This window comes from Aliiroseovarius sp. PTFE2010 (assembly GCF_049943335.1).
Lineage (GTDB): Bacteria > Pseudomonadota > Alphaproteobacteria > Rhodobacterales > Rhodobacteraceae > JBNFVY01.
Genome location: NZ_JBNFVY010000002.1, coordinates 160,034 through 173,317, shown reverse-complemented (window position 1 = coordinate 173,317; position 13,284 = coordinate 160,034). Strand labels below are relative to the sequence as shown.

The 13,284-nt window shown below is 58.8% G+C and carries 11 protein-coding genes; 6 read left to right on the top strand and 5 right to left on the bottom strand.

The genetic code is table 11. The features are described from left to right. Positions 1–15 precede the first annotated feature (15 nt). The 3 genes from ACP2AV_RS04705 to ACP2AV_RS04695 are packed head-to-tail and all read right to left on the bottom strand — an operon-like array spanning position 16 to position 3,016. On the bottom strand, positions 16–717 hold the full coding sequence (locus ACP2AV_RS04705; protein WP_426371528.1) for a TadE/TadG family type IV pilus assembly protein: 702 nt from the start codon (positions 715–717) through the stop codon (positions 16–18). A 5-nt stretch (positions 718–722) separates the two neighbouring features. Continuing rightward, positions 723–1,277, bottom strand: a complete 555-nt coding sequence (locus tag ACP2AV_RS04700) for a TadE/TadG family type IV pilus assembly protein (protein WP_426371527.1) — start codon at positions 1,275–1,277, stop codon at positions 723–725. 2 nt (positions 1,278–1,279) lie between these two features. Then, on the bottom strand, positions 1,280–3,016 hold the full coding sequence (locus ACP2AV_RS04695; RefSeq protein WP_426371526.1) for a pilus assembly protein TadG-related protein: 1,737 nt from the start codon (positions 3,014–3,016) through the stop codon (positions 1,280–1,282). Positions 3,017–3,325: 309 nt separating this feature from the next. Here ACP2AV_RS04695 and dnaG point away from each other — a divergent pair, with 309 nt between their 5' ends. The 6 genes from dnaG to ribD all read left to right on the top strand — a co-directional run bounded on the left by dnaG (position 3,326) and on the right by ribD (position 10,048). Beyond that, entirely contained in the window at positions 3,326–5,284 is a 1,959-nt protein-coding gene (gene dnaG / locus ACP2AV_RS04690; protein WP_426371525.1) for a DNA primase, read from the top strand. A 139-nt stretch (positions 5,285–5,423) separates the two neighbouring features. Further along, the gene (gene rpoD, locus ACP2AV_RS04685; protein WP_426371524.1) at positions 5,424–7,427 is read left to right on the top strand and encodes an RNA polymerase sigma factor RpoD; all 2,004 of its coding nucleotides are present in this window, start codon (positions 5,424–5,426) and stop codon (positions 7,425–7,427) included. Positions 7,428–7,586: 159 nt separating this feature from the next. After that, on the top strand, positions 7,587–7,853 hold the full coding sequence (locus ACP2AV_RS04680; protein ID WP_426371523.1) for a hypothetical protein: 267 nt from the start codon (positions 7,587–7,589) through the stop codon (positions 7,851–7,853). Positions 7,854–7,919: 66 nt separating this feature from the next. Continuing rightward, positions 7,920–8,336 carry a secondary thiamine-phosphate synthase enzyme YjbQ gene (locus tag ACP2AV_RS04675; RefSeq protein WP_426371522.1) on the top strand — a complete coding sequence of 139 codons (417 nt, stop codon included), beginning with the start codon at positions 7,920–7,922 and terminating at the stop codon, positions 8,334–8,336. 150 nt (positions 8,337–8,486) lie between these two features. Then, positions 8,487–8,954, top strand: a complete 468-nt coding sequence (nrdR, locus tag ACP2AV_RS04670) for a transcriptional regulator NrdR (RefSeq protein ID WP_426371521.1) — start codon at positions 8,487–8,489, stop codon at positions 8,952–8,954. Positions 8,955–8,959: 5 nt separating this feature from the next. Next, positions 8,960–10,048: a bifunctional diaminohydroxyphosphoribosylaminopyrimidine deaminase/5-amino-6-(5-phosphoribosylamino)uracil reductase RibD gene (gene ribD, locus ACP2AV_RS04665; RefSeq protein WP_426371520.1), complete on the top strand. Its 1,089-nt coding sequence runs from the start codon at positions 8,960–8,962 to the stop codon at positions 10,046–10,048. Here ribD and ACP2AV_RS04660 read toward each other — a convergent pair whose 3' ends face one another. Both ACP2AV_RS04660 and ACP2AV_RS04655 read right to left on the bottom strand, forming a co-directional pair. Then, a complete protein-coding gene (locus tag ACP2AV_RS04660) occupies positions 10,049–12,061 on the bottom strand; it encodes a capsular polysaccharide biosynthesis protein (protein WP_426371519.1) in 2,013 nt (670 codons plus the stop codon). A 12-nt stretch (positions 12,062–12,073) separates the two neighbouring features. Further along, on the bottom strand, positions 12,074–13,198 hold the full coding sequence (locus ACP2AV_RS04655) for a polysaccharide biosynthesis/export family protein (protein WP_426371784.1): 1,125 nt from the start codon (positions 13,196–13,198) through the stop codon (positions 12,074–12,076). Positions 13,199–13,284: the final 86 nt, after the last annotated feature.

The window sequence follows — 13,284 nt, the reverse complement described above, 5'->3', positions numbered from 1 at the left end:
TTTGTCTGTCATGCGTCAGAAGAAACCCCATTTTCTGCGCTTTTTCTTCGACTTTTTGACGTATTCGGTGTCGTCCTCTTCGTCCTCGAGATCGGCATCGTCGGATGCGACATAGTCAGGGTTCGTGATCTCGTCGCCGATTGCCGTTTCGGCGCCTTCCCATGCCACTTTGGAGGCAAAGCGCGGGGAAGAGGGGACGAAGAATTCGAAGTCGCGTTGATCAAGGCCGACCTGAAACAGCGGCTCCCATTTGGATTTGGTTTCAACGATCACCAGTCTTTCGCCATGGACGAGGTTCGGGATCTTGGACTTGAGGCTGATCAGATCGGCATTGGTCAGCTTGGGTAGCTTGTTTTCAGTCGAATAGGACCAGGTGACTTCATACTGGCCGTCGCCACTGTCGGGGTCTGTTTCGATCCACTGAACTTCGGTCACGCGTAGCCTGCTGTCGTCATCGTGGTTGTTCAGAAAGTCGAAGGTTTTCTGCATTCCGTCGATGTAGCTTTCGTCGACCCCCTCGGTCACGCGGGTCAACGCATCCGAAATCACAAAGGAGGCCTTTTCGGCTTCGTTACGGGCGCGAAATGCATCAAAGTAAACGAACATCGCCGTGTAAGCCCATAGAAGAAGGGGAATAATAAGGACCGCTTCGACAGACATCGATCCTTCAGCCCCGTTACGAAACGCGCGAATTCGTTGCTGGATTTTGGTACACATGGTCATTAGCTCGGCTCGTTTACAAAGGCGGACATGCTGACGAGTTGGTAGTTGCCGGCAGCATCCCGCGGCAGTTGAGCCCCCAGGGCAGAAGTCGGAAAGAACGGGTCAACGACGAAGCAGGCCCGGATGATCATCAGGTCGTTCTGGATGCCCGCATCGAAATCCACGTTGGGTTTGATCGCCCCGTCCGATTTATCCAGACAGGTTGCGCTGGATTTGGGCAGATTGAATGTATTGGTCGAAATGACCATCAGGTCCATGTGCATTGAATTGAAGCAATCTTTGAGAATGCCGGAATGATTGCAGATTGCCTTGCGCACATCGTCTTCGGTCAACTTGTCGTCGCTGCCGCCGTCGATGATGCCAAGGCGCAATTCGCGCACGGCCAGATCGACGCCACGTTCCAGCATGGTCTGGCGCGACATGAGAACGCCGATTTCGATGCCAGACAGCAAGATGGTCACAAAGACAGGAAACAGGATAACGAATTCAACCGTCACCGTGCCCCGTTCATCTTTGCGCCAGGCGCCGAACTTTGATTTGAACCAGGAGACCATGTTTACTGCACCAGGCGAAGTTGAGAGATCTTGTTGGCGATTTCGGCGAAGGCCGTTTGCAACTGGGTGCCGGCCACGCGGTGGAAATGCGATTCACTGGACGCGCAATACTCCATCACGGTGGCATCGCTGTCGCTGACTTCAAATCCGATGGTGAAGATCACAATCTTGCCGGTGTCCTTGGCGGCGTCGCAGATCGCTTTCATCCGAGCGTCTTTTTTTGGCTGGTCGTAGTAGTTGTACATGTACTCGTCCCAGCTGTAGTAGTCCCAGCCGTTCACACCGATCTTTCCATACAGATACGCGATGTAGTTTTCCGTATACGTGTGCCACAGGTCGACATAGCCAAAGCGATTGAGGCTTGAATGGGCCTGGAAGTCCGACAAATCGTTGATGCCACCGCGGTCGCCCGGACTGACGAAGGCATCGATCAGGTCCGTGGTCCTGTAGTAATTTCCGTTATAGGCGCTGTACCAGCAGTTGTTCCTGTTCAGATCGTTGTTGCACGAAGTCGAATTCTTGAACACGTAGAGCCGGTCGTTGTCCGGATTGATCCAGACATTGCTGGGCCCCGATCCCAATTCTTCGGGCAACCAGTACTGGCGCGTATTGGCGCCGTCGGTCATCACCACCAGCACTTTCATGGCTTGGTTGCCGGTGTATTTCGCGGGCTTGCCCTGATGCGCGGCGTCGACGGCGCCGTCGGCGATCAAGCCGGTCACGACGGACTGGAACGACGGGTCTAGCATTGCGACGCCCCACTTGATTCCAAGGTCGATCGAAGTCCAGCCCCCCGCCGACAAACTCTCGATCCGGGGTTTGATAACGAATGGATCGTCTGCCAGCGGCAAAATTTCCAGCGCGGCTTGGGTCGAACAGTTCATCTTGCTTGAATTCCAGTATCGCCCGCTATTTTCGCTGCTCTTGTAGATCGTCTGCATATCGACATGCGACGTCTGGATGATCGATTCATTCAGCACGTTGCCAACAGGCGGCACCGTGGTGGTCGTGAAGTCGTCATCTTCGAACGTGGCGCAGTACAGATAGGGTTGGGCGTTGCGCCGTTCGAGCCGCGTCATGATGCCTGCTCCTGCATTCACTTGCGTGCTGTACGGGACCAACGACACGGTCATCGTGCCGTCTTCGGCATTTTCGAATACGGTGTCGACAAAGTCTTTGGCGGCTGTTTTCATATTGGTCAGCCGGTTGTTGCTGCCCATTGACCCGGATACATCCAGCACCAGCGCAATTTCGATCTCGGACACCCGCTCTTCCGCGACCGATCCCGAATTCGCGCCCAGGTATTCGATCCCCAGGTTCTTCATGAAAATCGTGTCGACCTTGGCGTCGACCGTGGTCGTCACGGTCGAATAGGTCAGGTCGTCGGTCAGATCCTGGGTTTGCGGGTCCAGATGGCCCAGCCCGGCCTTGGCGAAATAGTCGTCGACCACGGCTTCGGCGTCAGAAACCTGATCAAGGTCAGCAGCGGCCAGCACCGCCCGGTCGATCGTGTTCTGCACGTTCGTGCGGGCGCTTTCGTAACGCATGATGTCAACGGCCATGCCGCCCGTCATCAGGATCAGAACGAATATGAAAAGGGAAAAGATGATGAGCGACCCGCTTTCGTCTTTGCGGAACCGCGCTGCGGCGTGGTGTGCCCTGCGCAAGGGGGCCGCCTGCCGACGCAGGTTGCCTTGCGCCAATTCGGCCTTGCTCGTGGTTGTCGCCTTGCGCGTCATCGCTAACCCTTTCCCATTCGCAGCGCCCCACACGCCGGACCACACACTTCCGGCCAAGCCCAAAACAGCATCGCCGCGTGGCGGAAATATGGCGAAACCCGTTCCATTTCCGACAAGAACAATCTGTTTTGGAAACACTTGGAACTGGGCCTGCGGGATTGTTTAATAAACCGTAAACAATCGCCGCCAGATACGGGTGAAGCCCGCCGAAAGCTCTTGATCTTCCTGCCACAGGTCTTGCCAGCGGATTAACCGCGGATCAGCGCGCCGTGTCTGGACAGTTGTGACGCGGGAAACGATACTTGCGCCATGAGTCTGCCCCCCGGTTTTCTGGATGAATTGCGTACCCTCGTGTCCCTGTCCCAAGTGGTCGGGCGCAAAGTCATGTGGGACAAGCACAAATCCAATCAGGCGCGCGGCGACATGTGGGCACCATGCCCGTTTCACCATGAGAAAACGGCATCGTTTCATGTGATGGATCAAAAGGGATTCTATTACTGCTTCGGCTGCCATGCGAAGGGCGATGCGATCAGTTTCGTTCGCGAAACGGAAAATGTGAGTTTCATGGAGGCCGTCGAAATCCTGGCGCGCGAGGCCGGCATGCCCGTGCCGAAAGCCGATCCCAAAGCGCAAGAGCGGGCCGACCGGCGCACCGAGATGGCTGACGTCATGGAGCAGGCGGTACGCCACTATCGGCTGATGCTGGCAGGCGGGGCGGGCGCCGAGGCGCGTGATTACCTGGCGGGGCGTGGTCTGGGCCCTGAAGCGCAGGCGCGGTGGGACATCGGCTTTGCCCCCAACCAGCGCCATGGTGTGATTGAGCATCTCAAGGGGCAGGGGGTCGATCCGCAGATGATCGTAGACTGCGGGCTTGCGATCCCACCCGACGACGGCGGCGCGCCCTATGATCGTTTCCGCGGGCGCATCATGTTCCCGATCCGCGACGCGCGTGGCCGCTGCATTTCCTTTGGCGGGCGGGCGATGGACCCGAATGCGCGGGCCAAGTACCTGAATGGAAACGAAACTCTACTCTTCGACAAGGGGCGATCTTTGTACAATCATGGCCCTGCGCGCGAAGCGGCCGGCAAGGGGCAGCCCTTGGTGGTGGCCGAAGGGTACATGGATGTCATCGCGTTGGCCGAGGCCGGGTTCGGCGCCACCGTGGCCCCATTGGGCACCGCGATCACCGAAGATCAGCTGCACTTGATGTGGCGCATTGCAGACGAGCCGATCATCACGTTGGACGGGGACAAGGCCGGACAGCGCGCCGCGATGCGGTTGATCGATCTTGCCCTGCCACAATTGCAAGTCGGCAAGTCGCTGCGGTTTTGCGTCATGCCAGATGGGCTGGACCCGGATGACCTGATCAAGGCAAAGGGGGCAGCCGCCATGCAGGCGGCACTGGATCAGGCGCGCCCGATGGTCGATCTGCTTTGGCAGCGGGAAACCGAAGGCCGCGTGTTCGACAGCCCCGAACGGCGCGCCGCGCTGGACCGGTCCCTGCGCGACGCCATCGCGAAAATCCCCGATCCGTCAGTCAAACGGCACTACGGCGAGGCGATCAAGGAACTTCGCTTTCAGCTTTTCCGGGGGCGGCGCGGGAATACCGGCCCCGCCCGCACTTGGCGCCCGCGCGGCGCGCCCGAACCGGCAACGCCAGGCGCTGTGCAAAGCCCGCTGGCGCGCACGGATGCGGGCATTGAAGAACGTCTGCGCGAAGCGGTGATCCTTGCCAGCCTTGTGGCGACACCCGCCATCATCGAGACCTTCGAAAGCGCGCTGGAAACGCTGGACGTATCGACCCCCGAACATGAAGCGATCCGGGCGGCGCTGCTTGTCTGTATCGATACCGCGCCGAATGACGTCCAGGGCCGACTTGAACAAATATGTGGCCGTGACGCCCTTGAATCGCTCTATGCCTTGCGCCATGTCCAGATCAGCCCCGCAGTGCGGGCACCAGGAGATGTCGACATCGCAACCCAATGCGTCGCTGAAGAACTTGCCAAGCTTACCGCCGCGCGCGGCATGCTGCGTGAGTTGAGCGAGGCGGAACTTGATATCGCAGTATTGCCCGAGGATGACGAGGGTCTGACATGGCGTTTGCAACAAGCCGCCGAAGCCCGAAATCGCGCGGCCCGGTCAGAGGATGAGGACAAGACCGTCTATGAAAGGGCCCCTAACGGATTGTTACTGGATCGTGCGGAACGCAACGCACTGGACGAACTGTTAAACAAGATCGGTCAAAACGGTGGCTCAGAGTCCGGATAGAGCCAGGGTCGGATCGGGTATTGGTAAGGAAACAACGGTAAACCAACGTGCGAATCAGTGATTCGTGGGATATGTTCGAGCGAATCAGGTAACGGGTGATTCGCCCACGATGGGTTGACCGTCAGCGAAGGAGCGCCGAATGGCCGCAAAGGACAACGACGAACGTCAGCAGGACGATCAAAGCGACGGCATGTCGCTGGACATGAGTCAGGCCGCCGTCAAGAAGATGATCGCCGAGGCCCGTGAGAAGGGTTACATCACCTACGATCAGTTGAACGCTGTATTGCCGCCTGAACAGGTATCGTCCGAGCAAATCGAAGACGTGATGTCGATGTTGTCCGAAATGGGCATCAACATCATCGAAGACGAAGAAGCCGAGGAAGAAGAGGGCAAGAAGGGTTCGACTGAACTTGTTGATGCCTCGTCCAAGAGCGGTGAAGTCGCGACGACCAGTGGCGAAACCGAAAAGCTGGACCGCACCGACGATCCGGTGCGCATGTACCTGCGCGAAATGGGGTCGGTTGAACTGCTGAGCCGCGAAGGTGAAATCGCGATCGCCAAACGGATTGAGGCGGGCCGAAATACCATGATCGCCGGGCTGTGCGAAAGCCCGCTGACTTTCCAGGCGATTACGATCTGGCGCGACGAACTTTTGTCCGAAGACATCCTGCTTCGCGACGTGATCGATCTTGAAGCGACGTTCGGCTCGGGGGTCGATGGGGACGAAGACGATGTCGAAAGCGTCGTCGGGAACGTGAATGTCGACACGACGCCATCGGCGCCGGCCGAGAAAAAAGAAGACCAGCCTGAACTGGACGCCGACGGTAACCCGATCCAGTCCGACGATGACGACGACGAGGACGATCAGGCCAATATGTCCTTGGCCGCGATGGAAGCCGCTTTGAAACCGCGGGTTCTGGAAACACTGGAAGTCATCGCCCACGATTATTCGCTGCTGTCTGAAATGCAGGATCAGCGCATGAGCGCGACACTGAACGAAGACGGTTCGTTCAGCGACGCCGACGAAGCTGAATACCAGAAACTGCGCTCGGAAATCGTCATGCTGGTGAACGAGTTGCACCTGCACAACAACCGGATTGAAGCGCTGATCGACCAGCTGTACGGCATCAACCGCCGGATCATGTCGATCGACAGCAACATGGTCAAACTGGCGGACCAGGCCCGGATCAACCGCCGCGAATTCATCGATGAATATCGCGGCGCCGAGTTGGATCCAACGTGGTTGGAGCGCATGGCCGAAAAGCCGGGCCGTGGATGGACCATGCTGATCGAACGGTTTACGCCCAAGATTGAAGAGCTGCGCGCCGAAATGGCCCAGGTCGGTCAATACGTCGGCGTCGATATCAGCGAATTCCGCCGCATCGTCCAGCAGGTTCAGAAGGGTGAAAAGGAAGCCCGTCAGGCCAAGAAGGAAATGGTCGAAGCGAACCTGCGCCTGGTGATTTCCATCGCCAAGAAATACACGAACCGCGGTCTGCAATTCCTCGATTTGATCCAAGAGGGCAACATCGGCCTCATGAAAGCGGTGGACAAGTTCGAATACCGCCGTGGCTACAAGTTCAGCACCTATGCCACTTGGTGGATCCGTCAGGCCATCACCAGGTCGATCGCGGATCAGGCGCGTACGATCCGTATCCCGGTCCACATGATCGAAACGATCAACAAGCTGGTGCGCACCGGGCGCCAAATGCTGCACGAGATCGGTCGCGAACCCACGCCTGAGGAACTGGCAGAAAAGCTGCAGATGCCGCTGGAAAAAGTTCGCAAGGTGATGAAAATCGCCAAAGAGCCAATCAGCCTCGAAACTCCGATCGGCGACGAAGAAGACAGCCAGCTCGGCGATTTCATCGAGGACAAGAACGCGATCTTGCCGCTGGATTCCGCCATTCAAGAGAATCTGAAGGAAACAACGACGCGGGTACTGGCATCGCTTACCCCACGCGAAGAACGCGTCCTTCGGATGCGCTTTGGAATAGGTATGAACACCGATCATACGCTGGAAGAGGTGGGCCAGCAGTTTAGCGTCACGCGCGAACGGATTCGCCAGATTGAGGCGAAAGCGCTACGCAAACTCAAACATCCAAGCCGTAGCCGCAAGTTGCGCAGTTTCCTCGATCAATAGGGGGGCTGCGATCGTGGATAGGCGCCTTTTGTGGTGTATATTGCATAGGGCGAGATTGGCGAAATAGCCGCCGAAACGCTGTGTTTCGCGTGTAAATGCCGTGTCTATGAAACTAAATCGCCGGGCTCGTGTTATCCTTTCAACAAAGGAAGGACGAACATGACCCGGATAGCCGCGATTTTGACATTTATCGTATCTGTTTCTTCCAGCGCAGTGGCATCTCCATACGTGCCACTGACCGAAGAGCACCTTGAGCCGGGCGTGGTTGAGATCGAAGTTTCCGCAGAAGATCTGGCGCGTTGCAGGGTCACGGTTGAACAGGTGCTGACCACATCCCCGGTTCCACCGACCGCGCATTTGCAGCCGGCGGCAACGACGCCTTTCACGGGGCCTAGTGTTGTTTGTGTCTTGCGCGACAAGGGTTAGAACGCCGCGCAATATTGGCGACAGTCATGTTTGACATCGTTCTGGTCCTGCACCCATAGAGAGTGAATGAACACGCAGTTTTCCATCCCGAAGTCCGGGCCAGGCCTGTACGAGTTTACCGACGATGTTGCCCGCTGGGTCGCCCGCCAAGAAACGTCCGAGGGATTGCTTACTCTTTTCGTCCGACATACATCGGCCAGCCTTGTCATACAGGAAAATGCGGATCCGGAAGTGCAGACGGATCTTCAGGCGTTCTTTCATAAACTGGTCCCGCCGACGACGGATCCCAGCATGGCGTATCTGACGCACACATACGAGGGACCAGACGACATGCCTGCGCATATCAAGGCGGCGCTGTTGCCCACGCATGTGTCGATCCCGGTGCTGGATGGCGCATTGGCCTTGGGCACTTGGCAAGGCGTGTACCTGTTCGAACACAGAAACCGTCCGCATCAACGCTCTGTCGTCGCGATGCTGCGTTGATGCCATGGGCGCAAACCTGGGTACCATGACCGCACGATCTTGGGGGGCAAATAAGCCTCTACCCAAACTATGGCTGCCATCCTATAGTGCGTGTGGATAACTAGGGGCCTACCCCTAGAACCAAGGCGGGACCAGGGATAAGGGTGCACCATGCGCTGTCCATTTTGCGGAAATGTCGATACTCAGGTGAAGGATAGCCGACCGGCTGAGGATCATGTTGCCATTCGTCGGCGCAGATTTTGCTCGGCTTGTGGCGGCCGTTTCACGACGTACGAGCGGGTGCAGCTACGCGACCTGGTCGTCGTCAAATCGAACGGTCGGCGCGAAGATTTTGATCGCGACAAGCTCGAGCGCTCAATCCGTATCGCTCTGCAAAAGCGCCCTGTTGAACCTGAACGCATGGATCAGATGATCTCGGGCATTGTTCGGCGGCTGGAAAGCATGGGCGAAACCGACATCCCGTCGAAAACGATCGGCGAGATCGTCATGGAAAGCCTGGCCCGGATCGACACGGTCGCGTATGTGCGATTTGCGAGCGTTTACAAGAATTTCCAAGCCGCTGATGACTTTGACAAGTTTGTCAGCGAATTGCGCCCGCCAACGGCCAAGGAAGAATAATCCCCATGTCTGACACGGCCCATATGGCCCACGCCCTGGCGTTGGGTCGGCGTGGTCTTGGCCGCGTTTGGCCGAACCCTGCCGTTGGTTGCGTGATTGTCCGCGATGGACGCATTGTTGGCCGCGGTTGGACGGCGCCAGGGGGGCGGCCCCACGCGGAAGTCCGTGCTCTGGCGCAGGCAGGTCACCAGGCGCAGGGCGCAACCGCCTATGTCACGCTGGAACCATGTTCACACCACGGCAAGACGCCGCCTTGCGCGGATGCCTTGGTTGCGGCGGGTATCGGCCGGGTTGTCGTGGCCCATCCCGATCCCGACCCCAGGGTCAACGGGCAGGGGATTTCGCGCTTGCGCTCTGCTGGAATTGACGTTGTGACAGGCGTGCTGGAAGACAGGGCAAGACAAGACTTGCAGGGATTCCTGAGCCGCGTCGAAGCGAACCGCCCGATGGTCACGCTCAAACTTGCCAGTTCGCTTGATGGGCGCATCGCGACCGGAACAGGCGAAAGTCAGTGGATTACCGGCCCGATGGCGCGCCGAACCGTGCACGCCCTGCGCGCTACACATGACGCGGTGCTGGTGGGGGCGGGCACGGCGCGCGCCGACGATCCGTCGCTGACCGTCCGCGACCTTGGGATCGACCACCAGCCCGTGCGTGTCGTGATCAGCCGGCGTCTTGATCTGCCCAAGGGCAAGCTTTTTCAGACCGCGCGTGCTGTTCCAGTTTGGCTGGTGCACGGCGACGATGCCCCGACCCAAACCCAAACGGATTGGAAGGATGCGGGGGCTGAGCTGGTACCTTGCGAATTGTCGGACGCCCGGCATCTGGACTTGCGCCACGTGTTGAAAGCGCTGGCCGAACGCGGTCTGACCCGTGTGTTTTGCGAAGGGGGCGGGGCGCTGGCCGGGTCTTTGATTGATGCGGGGTGTGTGGACCACCTGATTACCATGACCGCGGGTGTTGCGCTTGGCGCCGAGGGTCGCCCGAGCTTGTCGGCGATGGGCATCGATCGGCTGGACCATGCGCCGCGGTTCGCTTTGCGCGATACATGCGACCTTGGCGGAGACGTAATGTCCCGCTGGGTTCCGGCGTAATTAGCGTTTGCGCGGGGCTATGCTGACCATGGCCCCTTGGGCTTTGGACAAGATGCGCAACCCCAGACCCATGTTCGGCCCCTTTGCTGACGCCAAACGCTCGACCGCGACTTCGACCGGGCAAGCCAGGCCGGTTTCGGGATCGAAATAGCGCGGATAGTCGATCAGACTTGCGTGGATCAATCCGGAAAGATCTGGCCGTGCTGTTCGCCGGGTCGATCCTGGCCCCAAATCGCGGGTCAGCCCCCATCCCGCGTAAAAGGGGGTGCCTAAAGTGGTCACCGGTTTGCCCCGAACCAACGCTTCAAAACCCAAAAGTGACGTCAGAACCCAAACCTCGTCGACCGCGTCAAGCAAACTGATCGGGTCGGTTTCATGGGCGATCAGATCAGCGAGGCCCGTGGCATCGGTTTTGCCTTTGCGCAGGCCTGCCTCGACATCAGGATGCGGCTTGTAGACCAAAAAGGCGTTGGGGTTTTCGCCACGCGCCCGTTCCAGAAGGCCCAGGTTGGTCGACACGTCGCTGCAGCCAAGCCGGATCGACGCATCGGTTTCGACTTGGCCAACGACAAGGATCTTCGTGCGATCTTGCGGCAAATCAGGGATTGCCGGTTTGACCAGATTGTACTTGGTCAGGCGATTTCGGATCAGCGATTGGCGCAATGCCTCGGCGCGATGTCTCATCGCTGGCGTCAGATCAACGCGCTGCGCGATCAGTTTCTCTAGCCGCGATGGCCTTGTGGCATCAAAGTAAATGCCCTCGGGATCAGCGATCAACGACAGCGGCGGCACCAGCGATGCCCCCAGCCCGCGCGAGCGCAAGAACCCATCTTCAACACGGATTTCTCCTGGCTCGGCATCCGGCCCCCAAACCAGGCGTTTTGGCCCCCCCGGCACAGGTGGTGCCACCGGTCGCGAGGACAGGAACGTGACGCGTTTGGAAAAGAACCGTCGCAGGGGCGCTCTTTTCCAAAGCGACATTTTCCGGGCGACATAGCCTGTATGATCCTCGCGCCATGCGCGCGACTGGGCTTCGAGCGTTGCCAGAACGTCTTCCAGTTCGCACAAGCAGTCGCGATAGGGATCGTACCACGTCGGGTAAAGCAGCATGGCGCCGGCAAAAAGCTGTGCGCGGGTCAGACCACGGGTTCGACGAGGGACGGGGTTTTCGTCTTGGGTCAAGCCCCAGCCGGCATAGAAGGGCTGGCCAAAGACGCGCGGTTTGTGACCGGCCATGATCGCTTCGAACCCCAGGGTCGAGGACACCGTATATACCCCGACCGCCCCTTCCATCAACGTCCATGGGCTGACCGGGTCGGTCAGGATCTGGACGCGATCGTTTGCGTCCTCGGGTCCGAAATGGCCTGCGCGTTGTCCGACGGCCGTTTCGGGGTGGGTTTTGATCACGATTTTCGTGCCAGGATGTTCAAGTTGCGCGAAGACCAGCATTTCGCGAAAAAGATCGTCCGACCCGCCCCCAAGGCGGATAGACGCATCACCCTTGGTTTGGTCGATGACCAGAACATATGGCGCATCGGGCACAGAATTTTCGCAATCAAATGCATTATACTTGGACAAATGCGACAATCGGATCCATTCAGCGCAATTGCGGGCCCTGTTCAGCAGCGCGGTATCGTCCAGCGCATGGGTGGACAACAAATGCTCTAAGTCCGAAGGCTTGGACGCGTCAAAATAGATGCCACGCTGATCGACAATCAGGCCCAGCGGCGGTTCGCCTTCGCGGCCTGTGCGCACCGACCGAAGGAATGCATCTTCGATCCGCACGATTGGGGCCCCGTGTTTCGCGGCCATGGTTTCACCGCGGTGCGCATAGGGCGAATGGCCCCAAACACCCACGGCATCACCATCACGCGGAATGCCCAGGCGCGGCGCCCACCCGGCCAGTTTCAGGATGCGCCGCACCCGTTTGTCTATCAAGAACCCGGCGGTGTAGACGCAAAGCCGCCGGGAAGCATGCTCCCCGGCGGCTGGTATGTCCGGCTTGCCGTTCATCGGGGCAAGGGGTCAGTTCCCCGCCAGGGTGTTGATCGTCGCGGCCGTGGTCAGCGATCCAGTGATCGCCCCCAATGATTTGGACCACTGCACAAAGGGCGCTTCGGTGACATAGACGGTGTCTTGGTCGCGGATGACAAAATCGCGCGCCAGGAACACCCCGTTCGGTTCGGTCAGGTCCAGAAGGTAGACCATCCGTTGCGGTCCGGTCAGATCGGTCGTGCCCAAGACTTCATTGGCGATTTCAGCTGTTTCATTTCGAAAGACAAAGACGCCGGTCGGATCGGCCAGTTGCGAATTCAGGCCGCCAACCGTGGCGATGGCTTCCAGGGCGCTGAGCGTCTGCGTTTCAAAGGGGACGCGGCTTTGTGCACCGGTCGCGCCGATCGCGGTAAAGGACCGTTTGTCTTCTTCGATCAGGATACGGTCGCCGGCCCGCAGGGCGATGTCGAATTCAGGATTGGAATACAGATCCTCATACCAGATCGTCGCCGTTTGATCGCCGCGCACCAGGGTAATCTGGGCGATTTCCGGTTCGACCGATACGCCGCCAGCCCGGGCCAGCATCGCCGTGAGGGTGCGGGTGGGGCGTTCAATGGCATAAACACCCTGGGCGCCGATCGCACCGGTCAACGAAACCGTTGCCCCGTCGCCGGCAAGGCGCGTGACCGTCACCTGCGGGTCGGGTGTTTGAGCTTCGAGTTTGTTGGTGATGATGCGGCGGATCGCTTCGGGGCTGTTGCCCGACGCTTTGATGCGTCCCGCGTAGGGAATAAAGATATACCCGTTGCCATCAACCTGCACTTCTTCCAAGGCGGTCGCGGGGGTTCCGGGCGCCCCAAGCAATGGCCGATCCACGTTTTCCCAGATCGAAATTCCCAGTGTGTCACCGGGGCGGATCGTGTCCGAGCCAACGATCCCTGCGTTGATGAACGTCTGAGAAAACCCGAGCGCGGGAACAACGCTGGTGGCACGCGTCACCCTGTCGTTCACGGTGATGACGAATGCGTCGCCTTCTTTTTGAACGGACCCGGCAAAAATCTCGCGTTTGCTTGGACCGGATCTGGGAAGACCGCAGGCGGCAAGAAGCCCGGCAAGGGCCAGAAATGCGACGGTTTTCGCCGCGCGCGACGTCATGGATTTCACTGCACTGGTCTCCTCGACCTGAAAACTGCCTCGGTCTTTTTTTGTCAAGGTAAGGGAATCCGCGACTAAAATCCAGC